19 protein-coding genes and 1 pseudogene are annotated in these 21,360 nt (G+C 45.5%); 6 read left to right on the top strand and 14 right to left on the bottom strand.

Annotation, left to right across the window (positions count from 1 at the left end; genetic code table 11):
* Window positions 1-265: 265 nt before the first annotated feature.
* Window positions 266-493: pseudogene (locus EH228_RS19050) on the top strand (tyrosine-type recombinase/integrase); the annotation flags it as partial.
* A 278-nt stretch (window positions 494-771) separates the two neighbouring features.
* On the opposite strand, the gene EH228_RS19045 reads toward EH228_RS19050, so the two are convergent.
* The 9 genes from EH228_RS19045 to EH228_RS19005 form a co-directional block, all read right to left on the bottom strand.
* Window positions 772-2,019 (bottom strand): PDDEXK-like family protein, encoded by a 1,248-nt coding sequence (locus EH228_RS19045; protein ID WP_152323194.1) that lies wholly within the window; start codon window positions 2,017-2,019, stop codon window positions 772-774.
* A gap of 110 nt (window positions 2,020-2,129) precedes the next feature.
* Complete coding sequence (locus EH228_RS19040; RefSeq protein ID WP_152323193.1) at window positions 2,130-2,963, bottom strand: DUF4942 domain-containing protein; 834 nt, start codon at window positions 2,961-2,963, stop codon at window positions 2,130-2,132.
* A 114-nt stretch (window positions 2,964-3,077) separates the two neighbouring features.
* Complete coding sequence (locus EH228_RS19035; protein WP_152323192.1) at window positions 3,078-3,407, bottom strand: TA system toxin CbtA family protein; 330 nt, start codon at window positions 3,405-3,407, stop codon at window positions 3,078-3,080.
* A gap of 24 nt (window positions 3,408-3,431) precedes the next feature.
* Complete coding sequence (locus tag EH228_RS19030; protein ID WP_152323191.1) at window positions 3,432-3,755, bottom strand: type IV toxin-antitoxin system YeeU family antitoxin; 324 nt, start codon at window positions 3,753-3,755, stop codon at window positions 3,432-3,434.
* A 12-nt stretch (window positions 3,756-3,767) separates the two neighbouring features.
* The gene (radC, locus tag EH228_RS19025) at window positions 3,768-4,238 is read right to left on the bottom strand and encodes a RadC family protein (RefSeq protein ID WP_152323190.1); all 471 of its coding nucleotides are present in this window, start codon (window positions 4,236-4,238) and stop codon (window positions 3,768-3,770) included.
* 68 nt (window positions 4,239-4,306) lie between these two features.
* Window positions 4,307-4,729, bottom strand: coding sequence for a hypothetical protein (locus EH228_RS19020; protein WP_152323189.1), 423 nt, complete (start codon window positions 4,727-4,729; stop codon window positions 4,307-4,309).
* Window positions 4,730-4,744: 15 nt separating this feature from the next.
* Entirely contained in the window at window positions 4,745-5,566 is an 822-nt protein-coding gene (locus EH228_RS19015) for a DUF932 domain-containing protein (protein WP_152323188.1), read from the bottom strand.
* Between the two features lie 59 nt (window positions 5,567-5,625).
* Window positions 5,626-6,510, bottom strand: coding sequence for a GTPase family protein (locus EH228_RS19010; RefSeq protein ID WP_152323187.1), 885 nt, complete (start codon window positions 6,508-6,510; stop codon window positions 5,626-5,628).
* Window positions 6,511-6,594: 84 nt separating this feature from the next.
* Window positions 6,595-7,449: a hypothetical protein gene (locus EH228_RS19005; RefSeq protein ID WP_152323186.1), complete on the bottom strand. Its 855-nt coding sequence runs from the start codon at window positions 7,447-7,449 to the stop codon at window positions 6,595-6,597.
* Between the two features lie 446 nt (window positions 7,450-7,895).
* Between EH228_RS19005 and EH228_RS19000 the strand changes: the two genes are divergently transcribed.
* The 3 genes from EH228_RS19000 (at window position 7,896) to EH228_RS18990 (ending at window position 11,269) form a co-directional block, all read left to right on the top strand.
* Window positions 7,896-8,477: a YagK/YfjJ domain-containing protein gene (locus EH228_RS19000; protein ID WP_193323392.1), complete on the top strand. Its 582-nt coding sequence runs from the start codon at window positions 7,896-7,898 to the stop codon at window positions 8,475-8,477.
* 102 nt (window positions 8,478-8,579) lie between these two features.
* Window positions 8,580-8,789, top strand: a complete 210-nt coding sequence (locus EH228_RS18995) for a helix-turn-helix transcriptional regulator (protein WP_050945997.1) — start codon at window positions 8,580-8,582, stop codon at window positions 8,787-8,789.
* Between the two features lie 1,118 nt (window positions 8,790-9,907).
* Window positions 9,908-11,269 carry a phosphoethanolamine transferase gene (locus EH228_RS18990; RefSeq protein WP_193323391.1) on the top strand — a complete coding sequence of 454 codons (1,362 nt, stop codon included), beginning with the start codon at window positions 9,908-9,910 and terminating at the stop codon, window positions 11,267-11,269.
* 748 nt (window positions 11,270-12,017) lie between these two features.
* On the opposite strand, the gene EH228_RS18980 is transcribed toward EH228_RS18990, so the two are convergent.
* Together EH228_RS18980 and EH228_RS18975 are read right to left on the bottom strand one after the other, a co-directional pair.
* Window positions 12,018-12,326 carry a hypothetical protein gene (locus EH228_RS18980; protein ID WP_152323183.1) on the bottom strand — a complete coding sequence of 103 codons (309 nt, stop codon included), beginning with the start codon at window positions 12,324-12,326 and terminating at the stop codon, window positions 12,018-12,020.
* 75 nt (window positions 12,327-12,401) lie between these two features.
* Window positions 12,402-13,385, bottom strand: coding sequence for a toll/interleukin-1 receptor domain-containing protein (locus EH228_RS18975; RefSeq protein WP_152323182.1), 984 nt, complete (start codon window positions 13,383-13,385; stop codon window positions 12,402-12,404).
* 238 nt (window positions 13,386-13,623) lie between these two features.
* On the opposite strand from EH228_RS18975, the gene EH228_RS18970 reads away from it, so the two are divergent.
* Window positions 13,624-14,343 carry a hypothetical protein gene (locus EH228_RS18970; protein WP_152323181.1) on the top strand — a complete coding sequence of 240 codons (720 nt, stop codon included), beginning with the start codon at window positions 13,624-13,626 and terminating at the stop codon, window positions 14,341-14,343.
* A 9-nt stretch (window positions 14,344-14,352) separates the two neighbouring features.
* Window positions 14,353-15,465 carry a helix-turn-helix domain-containing protein gene (locus EH228_RS18965; RefSeq protein WP_152323180.1) on the top strand — a complete coding sequence of 371 codons (1,113 nt, stop codon included), beginning with the start codon at window positions 14,353-14,355 and terminating at the stop codon, window positions 15,463-15,465.
* 67 nt (window positions 15,466-15,532) lie between these two features.
* On the opposite strand, the gene EH228_RS18960 is transcribed toward EH228_RS18965, so the two are convergent.
* Genes EH228_RS18960 through EH228_RS18950 form a run of 3 tightly spaced genes read right to left on the bottom strand, consistent with a single transcriptional unit; the run spans window position 15,533 to window position 21,334 of the window.
* Complete coding sequence (locus EH228_RS18960) at window positions 15,533-18,448, bottom strand: type I restriction endonuclease subunit R (protein ID WP_152323179.1); 2,916 nt, start codon at window positions 18,446-18,448, stop codon at window positions 15,533-15,535.
* Between the two features lie 58 nt (window positions 18,449-18,506).
* On the bottom strand, window positions 18,507-19,727 hold the full coding sequence (locus EH228_RS18955; protein ID WP_193323390.1) for a restriction endonuclease subunit S: 1,221 nt from the start codon (window positions 19,725-19,727) through the stop codon (window positions 18,507-18,509).
* Window positions 19,727-21,334: a type I restriction-modification system subunit M gene (locus EH228_RS18950; protein ID WP_152323177.1), complete on the bottom strand. Its 1,608-nt coding sequence runs from the start codon at window positions 21,332-21,334 to the stop codon at window positions 19,727-19,729. The genes EH228_RS18955 and EH228_RS18950 overlap by 1 nt, the downstream gene beginning before the upstream one ends.
* Between the last annotated feature and the right edge of the window lie 26 nt (window positions 21,335-21,360).

The raw sequence follows: 21,360 nt of genomic DNA, 5'->3' as shown, positions 1-21,360 counted from the left end.
CGCTCAAACCGGATTGAGTTCCCTTCAGTGATCTACTATTAAGCGCAGTTATTTAGAGCCAGATAGCCCCTCTACCTTCCAGCACGCAGCACCAGCATTCCAAGTACCCAGAAGCAACATAAAGACAAGCCACCTCATTCCTCACTCCCAAGAGATCAAATTTCGACCAACTCACCCTACCACACCAGCCCAGAGATGGCATTTACAAAAATAAATATACTTATAAATCATACATGTTGTCTTAAAAACTCATTAAAAAGTACATTTTCACGATCTGAGGCATACATGGGCTAGCTGGCTGATTCAGGCCGGAGTGCCATTGTCGGCGCTGCAGGAAATGGGGGGCTGGGAAAGCATCGAGATGGTACAGCGCTATGCTCATATGGCACCGAACCATTTGACCGAACACGCACGCCACATTGACGAAATTTTCAGGGTGTCTGTCCCAAATCTGTCCCACGCGGAAAATTTGAAGACAGGAAAAAGTATATAACTCATTGATTTGAAATGGTACCCTACAGGATTCGATCTCTGACCCTTCACACCTTGCTACCACTGGTTTTTCTCGTGTTCGAAAAACGCAGAGGCCCCCAATTAGGCCCCCAAACATGTTTCGCTGAAAACATAAGCAATTTCGAGCCCGGGCACTATAGCGCCTAACTTCCGCTAAGCCAACATGCCATTATGGCTGATATCTTCCTTGCATGGTGTGGGTTGCTGACGTAGAAGATTCTCCAGCTTTACGCTTTCGTAACTTGCTAACGACTAAGATTAGGCTAGTGCTCTGAACAGGGACAAATCAACCTCATCATGAATACGCTGCGCCATGCTGACAATTGATTGAGAAAAACTTCCCTCTCCACGCTCAAGTAGTAGAGTCCAAGCCTCAGAATCCATATTCCAGTTCCGTGGGACATTCATCCCCACATCTGCATGACACCACCAAGGCCACCATTCTGTAGTTTCAACATTCGCATCAATTTCAGGAAAAGCATGGCGCATTGCTGCTCCAATTGAAGGAAAAAAATCTTTGTTTAACTTTTCATTGGGCTCACTGACAGAGCAAATTCCGTAAGCCAGATTGCGATAATCTGAAGTATCAAACTCCCAGCTTAATTTGAAATCATCGCCTTCTCTAAATAAGATAGAAAACGATGCGTATTTACTCCCTAATCGCAACTCATCATTCATATCTACACTAATCCCGAGAGGCAACAATTGCTGACGGAGATGTAGTATGAAATCTTTCCACAGGCGCTCTTTAACCTGTCGCATATTCTGAGCAATTAAAAATGCTGCGCTGAGATTTTGAGGTGAAGCAACCAGTTTTTCTGTGAGTTCATTTTGCAATTCCATAGCTGTTTCTCCATTAATATCTTCGCGAATGAATTTTATTAGAGCTTCTACAAAGCATCGTACTGCTGGTGCCTCAATGTGCAATGCACAACGCGAAAGCCAATTTTCCAATTGAAAGAAAGTGATGGGTTTTACATGCCTGTTTATATCGTCAGATGACTGAGAGCGGAAAGTAAACTCACTTATCTCGTTGTTACAGAGGTAAACTAAGGACCATCCGCCGCCTCGTCGTTTCGCTTCCGCTGCTAACCAGTGAGCATAATCATAAAGTTGATCTTTTTGGTCGACTGCCCAAGGTTTGTTTTCAATACCTGTTAACTCGTTTTGATCCGCAACCAATATGTCAATTCTACGACTATTAGAAATAGTGTATTCAGTTGAAATCTGAGCCTTCATATCAGCTTTGAGCGCTTCTGATTTCTCTATTAATTGATAAAAACTACTGAGAAAAAGATCACCCTGGGCATGGCTTTCATCAGGTCTCAGAAGGAATGCCAAACATTGAGAAAGGGTATTTTCATTAATATTGAAAAAACGCAACAGACGAAAATCAGGAGCTATCTTACTGGCATAACGTTTCTTTGCTTGATGATAGCCTTCCTGCATTAACACAGTGCTACGCAGCAACTCTCGTATATCTCGCCACTCATCGATCTTTTCCATTATTCAGTCCCTTGTGTGATAAATTTGCCTCTTAAAATACTTAGGCAATTTTGTAGGCAATTGCTGACAAAGATCGCCTGTGTTTGAGGCCAACGCATTCTAATCTTTCGCTATCTTTCAGCCAACATTCCTGGATAGTGTTTAGCAATGATGTCGTTCATTTTATCCACTAAATTTGGGAGCTTGAATGTCAGATGTGCGGTGCCCTTCTGAAAGTAACGGATCGAGAAGTAATTGTCTTCGTAAGCATCCTTGGCCGGATTGTCGCGTATATGCTCCATCAGGCGAATTGAAATGTCACCGCGATTATCGGGTATTGCTTTGCCATCCAGTAAAAACAGCATCCGTTCCAGATCTGCCAACTGATCACGACGCAATCCCCACGTAAGGCTATAGCCCCAACGATTGTGCGTCACAAAGTTGTTAATAATGCTCTTCTTGCCGAAGAAGCACGGGCTGTTAGTTTTATAATCCCATGACAACCCTTTGAACACATTGATGATGCCGCGCTCAAACACTTCAGCTTTGCTCTTATGCAACTGTTCAAAGGTGCTGAAAATATTGGCTTCACTAATGGCCGGTAGATCCCCATTTTCCAGGTTCTGATACCACTGAGTACGTGCCTGTGCGTCCATTAGCGATAGCATGCCGGATTTCAGCATCAGGTCTCGCCACAAGCTGCGGTCAATATTGCGGGCGATCACCGGCATCGCTTTATCTGGCTTTTCCATCAGCCAGCAGTCATAGCGATGACCTTGCTTCATAGCCCAGTCGGCAGCGTTGCCGCCACCGATTCCGGCAGTTAGCTGAGAAATGGCATTGAGCTGCTGAATCAACTGTTCAATCTGCACCAGCGCAGCATCACGTCCGGTGACGATACGCTCAATATTGGTCGAGTTAATCAGCTCAGTGTGTTCGGTAATCACATCAGGTTCTGTTTGCATCGCAAAAAATTCCATATAAGCAAAAGCCCCTGCCGGTAATGGCAGGGGCATTATGCGTTGTCAGATAGAGGAGAAAGCAGCAGAAAGGTAAATCTGGAATGCGCTATACAGGATTTAATCGAAATTGCGCTGCGTTAATCCGGTAGCGTGACTTGCCTTCAGGATATCGGCAGCCGTCAGGAAGATTTCTGACTCTGGATAGGTATTACCACGGCGATCAATGCGCACCAGTTCATATTTTTCCACCAGGAAATTGATCGCGTCGGCCAGAGTAACACCCGCTTCGATGTGTTGCAGGATGACTGACTCACTGCAAAATGGCGTATCGTTTAAATCCATTCCGAAGTGCTTTTCCAGCAGGTACACAAGTAATGTTCGCCAGTGCGCTACAGGTGACAGGCAGCACGATGCCGCCGGCCTCGAATAAATTGCTGAGGTTGGCATATTGATTTCCTTTAGAGGGGTCTACTAAGGTGTCGAGTAAATCGAAATATAGACGTAGCCGTGTGAACCGAGGGTATCGGCTTCACAGGTCAGGTTGTTGTGATAAATCGTGATGCAGTGCTGCTGGCGGGGATTGAGTTCACCGGTGGTCAGCAGATGTTCGAGCATGCTGATCATTTGCGGGAACGACTGATTAATACGGTCAATTTGTTCTTCGCTGAATTCACCCACTATTCCAGCCCTGTCAGCCAGATAGTGCAGCCGGTTGTCTTCCTGAACTAATCTGGCTCCAAATCTTGGGGTGATATCGCTTTGTAACCCCCACTCATGGGATCGTGTAAATGGCATGAAAATCTCCGTTCAAAGCAAACCACGCTCGGCAAAAGACACCACCTCACTCCCCACGACGAGGTGATCCAGTACCCGCACATCTACCAGAGCCAGGGCTTTAACTAACCGCTGCGTGATATGCCTGTCAGCCGGGCTGATGTCGGTCGTTCCCGAAGGATGGTTGTGTGCCAGAATGATTGCCGCTGCATTGTGGCGCAGGGCTGATTTCACAACTTCCCGGGGATGCACTTCGGTATGGCTGAGCGTGCCTGCAAAAAGCGTTTCCTGCTCCAGCAGGCAATGCTGGTTATCGAGATACATCACGATAAAAACTTCCCGTTCCTGGTGGAGCATTTGTAACTGCAGCCAAGTCTTCGTCATGCTGGTCGAGGTAAATGGCTTTCCCGGCTGGCGCTGGTATTTATCCAACAGACGCAAGGCTCGACGAATAAGGCGTTGTTCACTAGTCGGTAAGGTCGACATTAAAGTCAGTTCAGACATTGCGGCTCCTTTAAATAAAAAAAGCCGCTGTTTTTGTGAAACAGCGGCCTGTATAAGGGAAGGATGAATCAGGACGTACGGTCGTAAAACTGCCCGTCCACACGGCTCTGGAATGCTGAAGGCCAGCAGGCATACTGGATAGACAGGTTAATGCGCTGCTGATTTAACAGGCTTTGATAAGTACAGACCCGCCAGCCCGGGTTCGCAGTGTCGCTGCTCTGATTAATGAGGCGGTAAGGAATATAATCACCGTAATTTCCGGCATGACTGGCAACAGGTATTAATAATGATCCTGTCACCAGCATAACGCCTGATAATACGCGCAATGAAGCTGTTATATTTTTCATATTCTTTATTTCCGGATTAAATGTGTTAATGAGTAAAATGGCGATAAATAGCCGTGATGAATTCACAACCACGCTAACAATGTGCAGAAGGAAAGTCAGATCGTTGCTGTCGATCGGTTTCCAGTTATTGATCGGTGCGGTCAATCATTACTGCGTCTATCAGGAAGCCAGTTGCAGCATTTTCTCTGCCATCACCCACAGGGCGCGATTGAGCTTCACATCGCCATCGATACCTTTAACGGCGCGGGTATGGACGCGGCCACCTTTAGCTGTCCGTCCCGACAATCCACCTTTAATCAGGTTTTCCTGAATGCGCTGGTACGTCGTCCACAAATCGTTGCTTTCATCCTGCCAGCGGCGCGGGGAAAGTATTTGTGATTCAGTCACCGGTTGATGCTCTTCCCCAAAACGCCAGGTTAATGCTGCTTGTGCTAACGCCTGCATGGCGGGTGGAGGTAACAGCAGGGATTCCATGGCATCGCGTTTCTCCTCCACACGGTCAAATATCCCCAGAACTTCGTACGCCCCCTCAATGACTTTCTCCACCACGTTGCCTTTGTGTGGCACACGCACCTCGCCAAAGCTCTCACCGCAAATCAAACCATTCTGACAAACTGATCTGAATAAACCCGGCAACATCTGATAAGAGCTGGAGCCATCATGGCTGTTCAACAGAATTATCTCGGGGACCTGCTTGCCGGTGATTTGACCTTCACGACGCAGGCGCAGCATGTGTTTAGTATGCTCACGTTTGTCCGGATTCCGGACGCGCGTCTGACAGGCAAAGAAGGGCTGGAACCCTTCACTTTTCAGGTTATCCAGCAGTGTGATGGTGGGAATGTATGTGTAACGTGCACTGCGGGATTCATGTTTTTCTTCGCTAAATACACTCGGCACATAATGCATGAGTTCCTCATGGGTTAACGGACGGTCACGGCGAACGAGATTCACCGCACTAAAGCGGGATGCTAGTCGGGTCATAATGGGCTCTCTGATAGCGGGCTCACTGCTTCTGCCTAGCGGCAGAAGCAGTGAGGGAGTTAAAAGAATAAATTCCAGATACTACGTGCAGTGCTGACAACGGTATCAATGACTTTGCGGATAACATGGGTGACGGCACGTGGAAGCGGAAACTCGTCAACGCAAGCGCTCAGCGTTTCATCGAGCACATCACCGAAATCCTGACGGGCTTTTTTTAATACGGTATCGGTGCGGTAAAGCGGATTGACCAAGGAACTGACCGCACTGCTGGAGCGGGCGGGAAGAGCGTTGAACATCGTTTCGACCAGCGCCTGCATTTGCCAACCCGTGTCCGCTGAGACTGACACGACAGGGAGTGACGGGGCGCGGAACAAGCGGCGGATCACATCAGTTTTATCCTGCATGTGAGCTAACTGAGAAGGTGAAGGCGTATTTAACGCACCATTCCATTCACGACAGGGTTCTGTTTTGTCTCCCTGCGAAACGATAACCAGAACCTTATCGCTATGCTGTGTGCCAGGTCGTAAGACGTTATGCCAGAACTCCCCATCGACCGACAGCGCCCGGTCATCCGCCTTAATCAGCCAGAGTATCAAATCCAGCTCAGGCAACACTGACTGGTACAGTGCGCGATACTCTTCATCATATTCCTGACTTTCTCCCACACCAGGCAGATCAACAAGCGTCACAATGCGGTTACCCGCCTGTAAGTGAAAACGCTGGGGTTCACGAGTACAGGCCCGGGAATGGCCAACTGCCGATACCGGCTTCTGAAACAGGGCATTACACAGGCTGGATTTTCCCGCCCCCGTTTTGCCCATAATACCAATCACTGGCTGGTAATTAATGACACTGTCCAGACGCTGAATTATACCTTGGGCTACAGCAGAGGGTAGGAATTCAAGAGGGGAATGTAAGAGTATAAGTGCCGAATTTTCGTCCATAGATATCACCTTTGTGAATAGCTAAAACAAGAGGAATACAGGTGTATTCCTCAAGGGTTCACTGGAGTAATATATAACTGAAAATTATTTAAGCTTACCCGTATTACGCCTTTCATACTCATCAGCGATGAGGCGATTCATAAAATCATCGCGTTTGATACCAGCGAGCATAATCATCTCATTCAGTTTTTCATTGTTATTCATGGAGAGCAAAAAATTCTTATTAATATTTCCCTTACCCGCCTTTTCCCGGTGCTTATGTGAGGATAGTGCGCTTTTTATCTTTCGCAGAAACAACTCTTTTTTCTCTGGCGTATCCAGAATGCAGTCATAAAAACCGGTGAGGCATATCTTCCTGTCTTCATCACTAATAGGCGAGAAGTTTCGGGTGATATTATCATGTAGTTTTATCGAGTAACGCCAAAGATAATTTATTACCTCTGCACTTTCACTAACAAATGGGTCAGATGTATTCCCCTTTCTTTGCCAGTCACCTCTGAATTTGTCGAGCAATTCTCTTTTTCGGTTGCCTGATTCATTCAGATAATCAAAATATTCTACCAGAGCTTCGAACCTCCCCCTGTGCTCTGGAAATACATCACCACGTCTGTAACTATAAGAAATTTTTTGATGCCATAACCACAAACAAATCCTGCTGTCATTTTTTATCCAGTCGAATTTCACTAATGGTAATATCTCATCGTTACAGGCTGCTGCCATTCTGGTTACGAACCCCTCTATATCCTTTGCATCCTTTCTAAAATATTGACTGAGTTCTTTATTAATCCAGTAACACATTTCCTCCACGTTTCCGGAATTATCTTGCCATTCAAATTCATGGAGAAGACTTATTTCTGTACGAGCCTTTCTTTCCATATAACGAACATAAAACTGGCATTTTCTGACATCTTTTTCTGAAACATAATTATCACGGTCCATTAGTACTCACCCCAAAAAAAATCACATCGTGATTTTATCGTAAATTTGAGTGATTTTATAGAGGTTTTATAGCAAATTTATTTTGATTTAACCGAAAATTCAGCGTGACTAATATGGGTGCCTAAACACTGCATCACTAAGAGAAATGGGTATTAATCAGGGTAAATAATACGATTTCACTACACAGTCCTACTTTTCTACGGTGCGAGCTGTTCTGCCATTGATGCCTGATAAACAGAGGAGAAAAAACATGTACCGGGATACCACAACCCAAAGTGTGGGCGATTATAATTAAATAAGGTTATTACTATTATTCTTAGTGAGACCTATCCCGCTATAAATATTAAACCACACAAAAAATCCATTCAAACCGTCCCAGTCATCAATCAGATTAAAAATTACGTCTTCCTCACATGTTCATGAAACGACATAATGAGGAATGCACCATGAGCACACACCGTATCACAAACCCTAATCACCCGACTTACCCTGAACTGGAATCTCAGTTACACCATCATGTTGATAATCTCTTCCGAAGATATTCAAAACTTATTCTCCTTAGAATTGATTTTGCTTATCTGAGTCACTTATCTGAATTCATTCGTCAGGATGTTCATGGACTTTGTGCCGATATGGTTCAGCTGGAAAGTCGATTAGCCGATATCATTGGAATAGCTGGTTATACCTGGGTGGCCGAATATGGAAAGAATCATCGCTATCATGCTCACTGTGCAGTATTCATCAATGGACAGTTACGTAATAAAGCCTGGCAGATATTCCGTGAGATAGAAAAACAGTGGAAGAGTGTCACTGAAAATGAAGGGTACGCCCATCGATGTACTCCCCAACCCCACTATAGAGTCAGGAGTGAAGAGATGACGAAACATGATAATAAAATTGGGGTGGATGCCATGAAATATATTCTCAGCTATATGGCAAAGACTGAGCAAAAACCTGATGGCGTCCATAGCCGTTTCAGCTCAATACCCGACAGGTCCCGGAAAGGGAGGCCAAGAAAGCACGATTAAAAGTCATTAATTACGCCGGGCGGATATCTGATGAGCAGTACTCGTTAGCATAATTACTTTCTGCGTACTGCTCTCCCTTAATATCACCGGAGAGAACTCATCATGATATCTGAAAATACATCCCTGCTTAGTGACCAGTTAGTCGACATGAAGTTCATTACTGCCTTTACCGGCCTGACCGATAAATGGTTTTACAAGCTGATTCAGGATGGTTTGTTTCCTAAGCCCCTCAAACTGGGGAGAAGTTCACGTTGGTTTAAAAGTGAAGTGGAGCAATGGCTGCAACAGCAAATAACACAATCACGTGGATAAGGGAGCATAACCATGCCAAACCGTATTACCCTTTTCACACTGATACGCACCAGCCAGCGCAGAATGAATCAATGTATAGCACGTGACGCCAGGACGGGCTCTCCCCTGAGGCATCATCGCCACTTTCTGCAGGTCACATCAATCTACATTGCCGGTTACGGTTCCATGCTGTTCCCGGCATTTCTCCTGTCAGCTTTGCCTGGCTGTATGCCGGGTGATAACGCAACGCTCACTACCTCAGATGTGGGTACATTTGAATCACAATGTCCCTGGTACAGCATGCTGACCGCTGAAATAAACAGACTTGGGCTACCGGACGTTACTCAAGAGATTCGTCACCTTTCCCCCTTACAACTTGAGGAATACGCGCTGGTGATTTTCAGCAGGCTGGCAGTGAGGCCGTCATTCCATCCGCTATCAGACCTTACGCAATGGCGGCATAACCATCAGACTCTGTCTCGCCTCACAGAGGAGCATCTCTTTTTTACCTTTTATAATCAGTGGCCTGAACATCCTAACTACCCGCAAGAGTGCTCTCCCAATACCACAGGTGGATTGATCGGCAGAACCGATCGATATCGGAAAACTGATCTATAAAAACAATTATCTTTCAGGCAATACCCGCAAGTACCATAGGGGCGAATTCACTTTCTGAGTTCATCCGTAGCGGCGATGAAGATGCCTGACAAAAAGCATTCATCAGCAATGTCTAACGGGTGATATCCCGAAAGGTTACACACCGTTTATCACTATCGCTCAGGGCTTATTACTCAGCCCGTTTCTGCTTTTATCGCACCAGTGATAAAGGCCGCCGGAGTATTGCCCGCGCTCAGACTCCCCCTGAATCATTCACCGGATTTTCATCTGGCGGGAGAGTGCTGCCTGCTGGATCTAAAAGGTTAATCACATTCATGCTAAAAACACTGTCATATTTATCGCCCAGCATCACTGCAGGCTTAAAAAGTCTTATTAACAGAGAAAATCTGTATTTATTGATATGGTTATTACTCGTGCATTACGCACTGGGGTATCAATATAAATTAATCTATGTCTTTTCAGCTTTATCCGGATTATTAATCCTCAGATATGCAGGGAAAATAATTTACCGTTTCGTGGTGATGGTCTTTACACTGGCTGGTGCATTTTATGCGCCGGTTGGCATTAACTATGGCTTCCCGGATATCAATGTCATTGGCTCGCTGATGTACACCAGTACGAATGAAGCCCATGAGTTTATCAGTAATATCCCGACAGCCGCCTGGCTGCTATCTACGTCTGTTATTGTCTCCGGCATAGCAACTATCGTGTCATCGTTTTCCGGGCATAAAAACGCACCCGTCACGCGGGGCATCTACAGTTTTCTGGTGATATTCTTCGTTGCTTCTGCGTTCTGGTCCCCGCTCAGACAGGGACGACTGCTCAGCAGTGGATTACCCGAGGTACGCTTTGTTCATGACATCTATACGTCTTACCTGGTAGTACGTGACAACAATCAGTACTTCGCCAGAATAATGACCACGGGCAGTGTCTGGAAGCCAGTCTCTTTACCGGGTCAGCATAAAACCTACATTCTGGTTATCGGGGAAAGCGTACGCCGCGATTATCTGCATGCCTTCGGGGGAAAGTATCCCAACACGCCATGGCTTGATAATACCCCAGCCACGCTGTTTACCCATTATATCTCTGCCGGGCCGTCTACCGTACTTTCCCTGACCAACACACTGGCCCGTAGTCAGGGCAATGTGGCCGAACTGAATAACAATATCGTGACGCTCGCTTCACGTGCCGGATTTAAAACCTGGTGGATATCGAATCAGGGCAGGAAAGGTCACTTTGACTCACCCGTGGCATTAATGGGCGAAAGTGCAGACCATCCTTACTTTACTAAATCAGCCAGCTCTGATGACCGGGCGTATTCCCCTGATGATCAGTTGTTACCGCAACTCGATGCCGCACTGAAGCAGGGCGATGGGAAAAAATTCATCGTACTGCACTTGATGGGGTCACATCCACAGGCCTGTGTACGAACACGTGATCAGTATGATATCGATGCAGGAGCGAAAGAAATATCGTGCTACATCAAATCCATCGCCATGACTGACAAGCTGCTGGGACAAATCCACGATATGGCCGAACGTGACGGCGGTGACTGGTCCATGATGTATTTTTCAGACCACGGACTGTCATACATCAACAAAGACACGGCAGGTGCTTACTTAACGCATGGGGATAAAACCCGCGAGAATTACGAGGTCCCGTTTTTTATCGTCGACAAAAATCAAAAGGACAGAGTTATCATCCCGGTACAACGCAGCGGCTTACGTTTTCTGGAAACATTTTCACAATGGATTAAAATTCGTGATCCGTCAATTGCCCTGAACTGTGACATGCTGTCTATTGCAAACTGCAGTCCCGTGGATGATGTTTTAAATTTCCAAGGCCAACTAATGAATTACGATAAATTACCTTCAGTAAGATAATGTTTTCCGCTAATTAATCTGACTTTGTGATCATGCAGAGGATAAAAATCGACGGTCTATTTACAATGGCAAGCAATATTGTGAAACCTTAGAGAAATGAATATACGTGATTGGCTGGAGTACCGGACGCTGGTGCACTTTCCCAATGATCCTCTCGCTTTCCTTGAACGCAATAAGCCAGACTTCATGGATAAACTGGATGTACTAACTGTCCGCCTGTGTTACATGGCAAAGTATCGTATCAACCGCTACAACAGAGCACTACCGAACACTCATTCGGCTGCAGTCCAGCTGACCATCCAAACTTCATCACGGCTTAAAGTGTTTTATTTACGCCAACATTCCATAGTGTGACCACCGTACCGCTATGTCCTCCTCAACCCTTTTAATCCATTCATCTGACCTTCAGGTATGGCGTACGCCTGCCTGCAGGATTCTGATTATGTTCCAACGTTAATGGTCGGCTGAAAGGGCCATAACCACATAGGCCGCGCCTAACGACAGAGATATCTATCTTCTCTGTGGCTGCTCGTTACAAGACTGCCCTTATGCGAAGCTAGACATCAGTGAAATCCAGCTGATTCATCGTCGGCAATTCCCAATGGCCAATAGAAACGATTGGCTCGGTACGCAATCTGGCACTAATTATTAATGGCCAGTCGCTGCCTAGCCTACCAAACCGGAGCTTCAGTAGTGAAGTAGAACTGAAATCAACTATACTGAATTAGGCTGTTCTAAGATCTTCATATCACTGGGACTTACTATAATGTTTTTTGCATTCATCTATCGCTGAAAACATATCCCGCGCAGAACGCATCTGATAAGTAATCGCCATTTGAAATCCACCCTCTTGGAATCCGAGATGGTCCAGACTTATAATTTCATCCGTTTTGGCCCAATACTTATCGCCGTTCGTCTCCAATACCTTCTCACGATAAACCACAATTTTTTCTGGATAGTCTGGGCGCTCTCCTTCTTTTGAGAATATTTCATAACGGACATATCCATTGCTGTCGTCCCCAAGCAGGAACACCCTGGCAAGATTAAGTTGCAACATATCTAAATCCTTATCGTCATATACCAGTGCGACAACGGTCAAATCAGACTAGATACCTGATTTGACCGCGGTGAATCATCGGGACATACGTTGTTTAATTACTCCGAAGAACATACCCCAAAGATGATCTGACATCCCCTCGTTTGTCAGCAGCTGTTCTCGTGAGTTGCCACTATTATCCCCCCCCATCAAGGCACGAAAACCAAGAGTCTGGCCGTTATCAGCAAGGCTCAAGCTTTCGTTATAGCTGTTTCGAATAACGTTCTCTTGGCTATAGCAGATTTCCCCCATTCCATGATGTTGATTGCCACGCCAGATACCACATTGACCAACCTTGCTACCGTTGATATACACCGCGCAAGTGAATGAATTCGCATCAAGCCGATGGAAATCGACGTCTAACCCAGCATGGCGTTTCTTGAGTTCATCCAACGAGTTCTCAAAATAGCGGGCAACATACTCAAAACCTTCACGTCTGGCTCGATCTTTATCAAGATCGGTAAAGGTCTTTGGTAGAGAAAGATTGCTTGAACGTGGAGTAAAAACTGTCTCTGTTGCCTGATACACCGCATTCCCCGGAGTCGGAGAAGGGACATTCACATTCTGTTGTGGTTTTTTCGTTTCCATACTGGCAATAGCACGAGAGACGGCATCAAAGACCTGAACATAACCTTCATCGTGGCTGGCAAATTTGGTGATGGGCTTACCGTCGATTGTCGCCGCCATAATGCTGCCGAAAGGTAATTGGTGCCAAGCGCATTCTCTTAAGATCACCGGAATGACTACAGCCTCACCGCGCTTGTGACGTTCCATCGCGTTGGTCATTTCAACCTGATAGCAATAATCGGAGGCGATGAAATCGCTACTGATGAGCAATAGAATAATATCGGCTTCGGAAAAATAATGATCAATCTGGTGCCCAAATTCCAGCCCAGGATCGATACGGCGATCGTGCCATGTAGTGATTTTCCCCATCCGCTTGAGGGGCGAAAGATGTTTCTCGAGCTCATTGCGTAGTGCTTCATCTACATGGGAATAAGAAAAAACAAGGCTAATCATAACGGTGAGGACTCCTGAGGCGCAGCAATTAACTAATTCTATTCTGCCTCAGATATGGGCAAAGGTCACTTTTCTCACTATTTTTTTAGGGTTATTGCTTTTACGATTCTTTTGCTGTTCACGCACTTTAATGGTCAGGTGAACAATATGCTCCCACTGGCATTGCATCCAGTTATTTTCTTGTTTTCAAACCTCAAGTGAGGTATAAAAAACAGAAAACCCATAAGAGGCACTGCCAATGTACTCTCATAATCTCGCAAAAACTGTCGTGCTGGCTGACCCTGATGACGTTGAGTCTTATCTGCAGCCTATGAATCTCAGCCAAAGTGATCTTGGCCGTATCCTCGAACGAGGTTTATCAGGCCGCTACTCAACGACTCAAAACCACCCTGCAATTTCACGCGGGCAGTATTTTTATGGTGAGGGGGTTAGCGGCGCTCGTGAGATTCTTGCGCCAAAAGGGTACAAACGGCTATCTATTCGGAATGTTGAATTGACCGTTAGCGATAATGTTGCAATTTACCTATGCCGCGGCTGCGATCAAACTGGGCTTCTTCATGGATATCCCGAATCTCGCCTGATGAAAGGTGACTTTACTTGCGATCTGATGGGGTTGATTCACAACAATACCCCAGGACAAGGAGAGCTCAAGCTCAACGATAACCAACTTAAGTTGGACCTTGATCTACCCGAAGGCGATCTTGTCCCTCTCCTGCCGAATAAAATCGGAATGGACTTATGGTTTTTACTCTACGATTTTTATGAAATCGATGACTTTCACCGTGTAGGTATCCGTGCAGAACTTTCTCGACCTATCTCGTACAACGATAAAAATGTAGTTAATAGCTTTTCTACGCGTTTGATACTTGATATTCACGGACCTGAGCCGATTATCCAGAGTAATGATGCTCCACTATTTACGCCGGATATCGACCTCAACATTATAAAAGCAGGCTAAGTATGTACCATGTTTAATTCAGAGCGTTTACGTATAGCAAGAGAACGAAGAGGCCTGACACAAAGAGCTTTAGCCGAAACAGCTGAATTGACCAGCAGGACGATCTCGAACTATGAGAAGGCAGGTATCTTTGACGCTGTAGCTAGTGACAGTATGGAGAAAATCTCTGCTGTTCTTGGCTACCCTGTTGAGTTTTTCCTCGACAGAGACGTCCCTTCTCTTTCTCCTGAGTCGGTTAGTTTTCGAGCAATGACTAAGCTAAGCGCACAGAAGAGAGATTCCGCGCTTGGTGCAGGCAAACTTGCCCAAGAGTTATCGATCTGGATTGAAGAACAATTTAAACTACCAAAACCCAATATTCCTGATTGTAGTTTCGATGGTTATTCGGAACCTGATCGTGCCGCACGAGCAGTGAGAGAACACTGGGGAGTTGGTGAATTATCGATTTCTAACTTAATTCACCTTCTGGAAGCTAATGGTGTACGTGTGTTCTCGCTCGCTGAAAATTGCATTGAAGTTGATGCTTTTTCGTTTTGGATTGACGAAAAACCATTTGTTCTTCTGAACATAATGAAAACACCGGAGCGTAGCCGATTCGATGCAGCTCATGAACTAGGTCATTTAGTTCTTCACAAACATTCGAGCAATAATGGCAGACAAGCTGAGCTAGATGCTGACCGCTTTGCATCAGCTTTTTTGATGCCTGAACGCAGTGTTTTGGCGACAGTCCCAAGAATGCCATCGCTGGATCTACTTATCTCAATGAAAAAAAATTGGAAAGTATCACTCGCAGCTTTGGTCCGTCGCACATTCGATGTGGGTTTATCTACCGAATGGCATTATCGACAGTTATCAATTGAGTTAGCTCGACGGGGGTATCGGACCAGCGAACCACAAGGCATGGACGATCGTGAGAGATCACTTGTATTGGAAAAGGTGTTTTCAGCACTGCGTTCAAGTGGGGTAAAGCGTAGTACGATCCTCGAACAACTACGGTTCCCTGCAGATGAAGTAAGTGCTCTTACTTTCAGCAATAGCTTCTTTATGGGCTCCATCAATGGAGAAGGCTTATCTGAGCAAACGTCAGGTAAACGACCTCCAAATTTGAGTTTGGTTAAGTAGATTTGAATGAATATGGCAAGTAGATGCCATATTCATTTAACAGTATCTACAAATTGGCCCCTGAATATTAAAAACCGCGCATGCCATCAATAAACGTATCAATCACGCCACGTACGCGCTCATATACGCGTGTGCGTACCGTTTTACGTTCCAGAATTTTTGGTTGCCAGGTGAGAGTATCGGCAACCTGATCTTCTCGCGGGAGTACATCGGTGAAAATGTAGTTTTCCAGTAACCCTGTGAGCTTAATGGCATCCAGTCGTTCTTCTTCACACAGTACTGAAATGGCTCTACTTTTTTCACGCTCAACATAGGTTTCAAATGTCTGAGTGACATCTTCATCATGGGTGACGTGCAGCAGGTTTTCTTCAATAAAGTTTTCAATCAGCTCACGTTTACTGCGCAGCGTGACATCGCTGTCGACGATATCCATGATCTTTTTCTTCTGCTCTTGCTGCTCTTTAGGCGGCATTGCCTGAATGCCAGCCAACAGTTTCAGAATGTAACCGACGTTAATCTCATCGCGGTGGATGAGCGACACTTCAAAATCCACATCATCGAGAATCGAGACTTTCTCTTTGCTGGAATGTTTTTTGACCTTGTCGTGAATATCTAGATATTTACTGGTGTAATCTGCCAGTGTCTGCTCGGACAAGGGTTTCGCCGAATCCTCGAAATCAGCAAAGCTTTCGAGAATATTTTTAAGCCGCATTACGTCACGGAAAGCGGTCACAAATTCCAACTGCGCTTTTTCATCCGGCAGACTATCCACGCTTTCAACCGTTGGCGTTAACGTCAGCAGGCGATCAACAGCATCCTGATAATCACTCAAATATTCTTCAAACGGTTTTACCAGCACGACGGATGATGCGTCTTTATTGGAAAACAGCGCAATCGCCTCGTCTGTCGCCTTCTTCAGGTTGCGGAAGCAGACGATGTTCCCGTGGCTTTTCTTCTCGTTAAGGATTCGATTGGTGCGTGAAAAGCCTTGCACCAAACCGTGGAAGCGCAGGTTCTTGTCCACATACAACGTGTTCAGTGCGGGGCTGTCAAAGCCGGTAAGGAACATGTTCACTACCAGCAGAATATCGATGCCTTTTTCTTTGGTGCGCTGGGCGATGTTCTTGTAATAGTTATAGAAGCTTTGCGAGTCATTAGCGGAATAGCTGGTACCGTACAGTTCGTTGTAATCCTTGATAAAACTGTCGAGGTGGTCGCGGCTGGAAGTGTCAATCTTCGCCCCCTGCGGCAGGCTGATATCTTCTTCATCCAACAGTCCATTAACCGCTTCTTTATCACTTTTGTCCGCTTCGTTGGCGGCATAGGTAAAGATGGTCGCCACTTTCAACGGTTTGTAATTTGGATTTTCCGCAACCATGGCGGCCTGTTTTTCTTTAAATAGTTTGTAGTAGCGGATCAGCATATCCACTGACCCGACGCAGAACATGGCGGTAAACTCACGGTTGCGGGTCTTGGCGTTGTGGTGTGCCAGAATATAGTCGGTGATTTTCCCCAGCCGGATGTCGCTTTCCATCACCTCTTTGGTATCGATATCTTCCACCTCGATATCAATCTCATTACTGCTCTCTTTGCGTTTGTAGGTGCCCACATATTCCACTGCAAAACGCAGTACGTTTTCGTCGCGAATGGCATCGACAATCACGTATTTGTGCAGGCATTTCTCAAACAACATTTCTGTGGTCTGCTTGATGCCATTGGTGATATTGACGTTATCGGCGAAAATCGGTGTGCCGGTGAAGCCAAACAACTGCGCGTTTTCAAAGAAATTCACGATTGCTTTATGGGTGTCGCCAAACTGGCTGCGGTGGCATTCATCAAAGATAAACACGATGCGCTCTTTGCGCAGATGTTCCAGTTGTGCTTTATAGCCATCGTGCGTGATGGCGTTATTTAATTTCTGAATAGTGGTCAGCGTCAGTTTGCTGCTGGTGGTTTTCAGATGCTTAATCAGCGTGCTGGTGTTATTAGTGGTATCTACGCTGTCTTTGGCAAAGCTGTTGAATTCTTTAGCTGTCTGGTAATCCAGATCACGACGGTCGACTACGAAAATAACCCGATCCACTTCGGGCATTTCCATGATCACCTGGCTGGCCTTAAACGAGGTTAGCGTTTTACCGGAACCGGTGGTGTGCCAGATATAACCGTTATGTGGTTTGCCCTGAAGATGTAGGCTTTCCTTCACATGACGGATCATCGCTTCACAAGCGTAATATTGATACGGGCGCATCACCATCAGGCACTTACGGGTTTCGTTCAGCACCGTGTAATGGGTGATCATTTTGGCGATATGGCAGACTTTTAGGAACGCTTCGGCGAATTTATCCAGCGCTTTTATCGGCTCGTTTTTTTCATCGGTCCAGAAATAAGTTTGTTCAAAGTGATTGGAACGGTTGTTGGCGTAATATTTTGTATCCACGCCGTTGCTGATGATAAAAATCTGCACATACTGGAACAGACCGCTGCCAACCCAGAAGGAATCCCGATGGTAACGATCGATCTGGTTAAAGGCCTCTTTCAGCCCCAGGCCGCGACGCTTAAGCTCGATCTGCACCAGCGGCAGACCGTTGATCAGCAACGTGACATCGAAGCGGGTTTTACGTGTGTTTTGTTCGGCATTGAACTGCTTCACCTGGCTCGTCACCTGAAACTCGTTCTGGCACCACTCCTCTTTATTGATAAAGCTGAGCCACTTCTCGGTGCCGTCATCACGCAATAACTGGTAACGATCGCGCAGGATCTTAGCGCGATCGATAACTTCATTGCCTTTGGTCAGGTGCAAGAAAATACGGTTAAATTCGCCGTCAGTTAGCGGAGAGGATTCCAGTCGGTTATGGATTTCAATCTGCTTTCGCAGATTAGCTTTCATGCTGGTTTCATCAGTGACATTCACCCGTTCGTAGTGCATGCCCACCAGCTGTTCCACCAGCTGCGTTTCTAACTCGTATTCGCTTTGCGTTGCCATCAGTGTGTAGTGCCTTTCGTTATTGTGCAGGCCCGGAGTAGGTCGGGCCGGATAAATTCTATACGAACATTTGCTGGAGCAGGCCCTGCTTCCAGGTTTTTAACTTGTCCAGTTCTGCTTTTTTGACAACGATTTTATCGTCAAGGGCAGAGAGGAAGTTGGCGATTTTGGTTTGTTCTTCCTTACATGGGACTTGAACAGGTGTTTTTCTCAGCTCAGTTTGATTAATGCTGGCTTGACTGATGGCTTGATTTGCTCGTGATTCGAAATATTTCTTGTTAGTATCTGTAGTAAGTTGATAGTAAAAGAACAACTTACAGTGGCTATTTTTAATGACTATCCGTAAAAGATTCATTCCGTGATAAAGTGTGTCATCTATGTCAAAATAAGCTATCTTACCTATATGTGAGATGCTATTTATATTGCTGAAGAGCATATCCCCATAATTCAACTTATAATTTGAAATGTCATTATCAGTATCAACAAACCCTACTTTTTTCATGTTAATACAACGTTCAGAAATAGTTTCTATCCTACTCACAGGGTAGCCATTTTTTGAATCATTCTGATCTAGGGCTAGTCCATTTGTTATAAGATCAACAACTTCATCAAGAATCGTACTTTTCCACTCAGGAAACGCCTTCCCGCTATCATCTTTAAACCGCATTTTCTGACTAAAAATCTCTTTCATTATACCTTTTTTGTACTGACACAGTAGGTCGTACTGCTTGTTCAGAAGCGAGGTTTTTTCTTCAAGAAGAGATAAAAATGATGCTATTTTTACTTGCTCGTCATTTCTAGGGTAGTTAAATACTAATTTGTTAAGCTCAACCATAGTCAATGCTTTTTGAGTTGAGCCAATTGCTGAATTTAATATTTCATTTTTTTTAAATGTCAGAAGGAATGACAAAAAAAGGCTGTTGCATTTTAATTCTCTAAGCCAGATCAAATTCCCATCTTTAAAATAAAAATCACCAATGTTATTTATGTGGTAAATATTACCGAGAGTTCCAACTGCAGTGATTAATATTTCTCCCGCTCTAGGTGTGCCATGTTTAACTTTAAATTCATTAAAAAGCAACGGGCTAATATACAAAATATCTGAAGGTATTATTCCGCTCTTTAATTCAGTTATCTCCTTACCTCTAAAGAAAGGAACGCCTTCTTTCACATAATCAGAAAGATGAACACGTTTACTCGATGTTAAGCAGGCGATATCTTTTAGGCTTTTGGGTTCCCATATTCCCTCAAAATTTTTAAACCTTAATTTTGGCACCATCACTTATTCTCCTCCACCACTGTAAACGGTGCTTCAATCCCCAGCTCCTTACAGAAACCAGCGATGGTCTTATCAATCTCAGCAACTTTCCCTTCCAGATCGCGAATTTCCTGCGCCACGGCGTTGAGATCAATCTCTTCTTTTGCTTCAAAAGTATCAACATAGCGAGGAATATTGAGGTTGTAATCGTTGTTACGGATCTCTTCCAGCGTCGCGATATGGCTGTACTTTTCGAGTGCTTTCCAGTCGTTATAGGTATCGGCGATGTTATCGATATGCTCGGGCAACAGGCGGTTCTGGGTTTTCACCTTTTCAAAGTCATTGCTGGCGTCGATAAACAGAATACTGTCGTTGTGCTTACGGCACTTGCGCAGTACCAGTACGCAGGTCGGAATACTGGTGCCGTAGAAGATATTGGCAGGCAGGCCGATCACCGCATCAATGCAGTTCAGCTTCTCAATCATAAACTGACGGATATGGCCTTCCGCTGCCCCACGGAACAGTACGCCATGGGGCAGAACCACCGCCATGGTGCCGTCATCTTCCAGGTGATGGAACATATGCTGTAAAAACGCCATATCTGCTTTACTGGACGGTGCCAGTTTGCCGTACTGGGCAAATCGCTCATCATTCATAAACAGTGAGCTTGCGCTCCATTTGGCAGAAAACGGCGGGTTGGCGACAATGGCATCAAACTTCAAGTGTGTATGCTGAGGGTGCTCCAGCGTATCTTCTTGGATGATTTCAAAATCCGCATAGTGAACCCCATGCAGAATCATGTTCATACGTGCCAGGTTATAAGTGGTACGGTTCATCTCCTGACCGTAAATTTTACCCACTGACGACGCTTCACGTTTCACGCGCAGTAACAAAGAGCCAGAGCCACAGGTCGGGTCATACACATTTTTGAGCTTCAGCTTGTGGGTGGTGACGATTTTCGCCAGCAGGGTGGAAACCGGTTGCGGGGTATAGAACTCACCAGCTTTTTTACCTGCGCCTGAGGCGAACTGTCCGATCAGGTACTCGTAGGCATCACCGAGGATATCGGAGCTGGCTTCGCTCAGGTTAAAGCTTAGTTTGTCGAGTTCGGTGATAACTTTGCCGATTAACTCGTTTTTTGCTTTTGCAGTATTTCCCAGTTTACTCGAGCCTAAATCCAGATCTTCAAACAGGTTGCTGAAGTCATCTGCAGAATCGGTACCCAGTGTGCTTTGCTCGATGTTGCGCAGAGTTGCCGCCAGGTCTTCCAGAATAAAGCCAGTACCTGCACCTTTAGGATCGTTGGCGACGCGTTCGGCCATGGTGTGGAACAGGTTAGTCGGTGGCAGGAAGTAGCCTAGTGTGCGAATGCTGTCTTCTTTCACAGCATCCACAATGTCCTGATACGCTGGATGTTCTGCGGTCAGCTCGTTGTATTGAATCCCATCTTCAGCAAGGATTTTGTTTGCGTAGGCGACAAACTTCTCGGAAAGATACTTATAGAAAACAAAGCCGAGGCAGTAATCACGGAACTCATCGGCATTCATCTTACCGCGCAGGGTATCGGCGATATTCCACAGACGACCTTGCAGTTCACTTAAATTTTGCGCTTCAATTTGGGGAGACATAGTTCTTCCTGATGTTCTGTTGCGTA

This window comes from Erwinia endophytica, from assembly GCF_009295515.1.
GTDB classification, from domain to species: Bacteria; Pseudomonadota; Gammaproteobacteria; order Enterobacterales; family Enterobacteriaceae; genus Erwinia; species Erwinia endophytica.
This window is presented reverse-complemented; position numbering and strand designations above follow the sequence as displayed.

What these genes read in the sequence shown, in the direction of transcription:
- EH228_RS19045 (WP_152323194.1), bottom strand. Translation starts at nt 2,019, where the DNA reads ATGGAAAAGATCGATGAGTGGCGAGATATACGAGAGTTGCTGCGTAGC.
- EH228_RS19040 (WP_152323193.1), bottom strand. Translation starts at nt 2,963, where the DNA reads ATGCAAACAGAACCTGATGTGATTACCGAACACACTGAGCTGATTAAC.
- EH228_RS19035 (WP_152323192.1), bottom strand. Translation starts at nt 3,407, where the DNA reads ATGCCAACCTCAGCAATTTATTCGAGGCCGGCGGCATCGTGCTGCCTG.
- EH228_RS19030 (WP_152323191.1), bottom strand. Translation starts at nt 3,755, where the DNA reads ATGCCATTTACACGATCCCATGAGTGGGGGTTACAAAGCGATATCACC.
- radC (WP_152323190.1), bottom strand. Translation starts at nt 4,238, where the DNA reads ATGTCTGAACTGACTTTAATGTCGACCTTACCGACTAGTGAACAACGC.
- EH228_RS19015 (WP_152323188.1), bottom strand. Translation starts at nt 5,566, where the DNA reads ATGACCCGACTAGCATCCCGCTTTAGTGCGGTGAATCTCGTTCGCCGT.
- EH228_RS19010 (WP_152323187.1), bottom strand. Translation starts at nt 6,510, where the DNA reads ATGGACGAAAATTCGGCACTTATACTCTTACATTCCCCTCTTGAATTC.
- EH228_RS19005 (WP_152323186.1), bottom strand. Translation starts at nt 7,449, where the DNA reads ATGGACCGTGATAATTATGTTTCAGAAAAAGATGTCAGAAAATGCCAG.
- EH228_RS19000 (WP_193323392.1), top strand. Translation starts at nt 7,896, where the DNA reads ATGAGCACACACCGTATCACAAACCCTAATCACCCGACTTACCCTGAA.
- EH228_RS18995 (WP_050945997.1), top strand. Translation starts at nt 8,580, where the DNA reads ATGATATCTGAAAATACATCCCTGCTTAGTGACCAGTTAGTCGACATG.
- EH228_RS18990 (WP_193323391.1), top strand. Translation starts at nt 9,908, where the DNA reads ATGGTCTTTACACTGGCTGGTGCATTTTATGCGCCGGTTGGCATTAAC.
- EH228_RS18980 (WP_152323183.1), bottom strand. Translation starts at nt 12,326, where the DNA reads ATGTTGCAACTTAATCTTGCCAGGGTGTTCCTGCTTGGGGACGACAGC.
- EH228_RS18975 (WP_152323182.1), bottom strand. Translation starts at nt 13,385, where the DNA reads ATGATTAGCCTTGTTTTTTCTTATTCCCATGTAGATGAAGCACTACGC.
- EH228_RS18970 (WP_152323181.1), top strand. Translation starts at nt 13,624, where the DNA reads ATGTACTCTCATAATCTCGCAAAAACTGTCGTGCTGGCTGACCCTGAT.
- EH228_RS18965 (WP_152323180.1), top strand. Translation starts at nt 14,353, where the DNA reads ATGTTTAATTCAGAGCGTTTACGTATAGCAAGAGAACGAAGAGGCCTG.
- EH228_RS18960 (WP_152323179.1), bottom strand. Translation starts at nt 18,448, where the DNA reads ATGGCAACGCAAAGCGAATACGAGTTAGAAACGCAGCTGGTGGAACAG.
- EH228_RS18955 (WP_193323390.1), bottom strand. Translation starts at nt 19,727, where the DNA reads ATGGTGCCAAAATTAAGGTTTAAAAATTTTGAGGGAATATGGGAACCC.
- EH228_RS18950 (WP_152323177.1), bottom strand. Translation starts at nt 21,334, where the DNA reads ATGTCTCCCCAAATTGAAGCGCAAAATTTAAGTGAACTGCAAGGTCGT.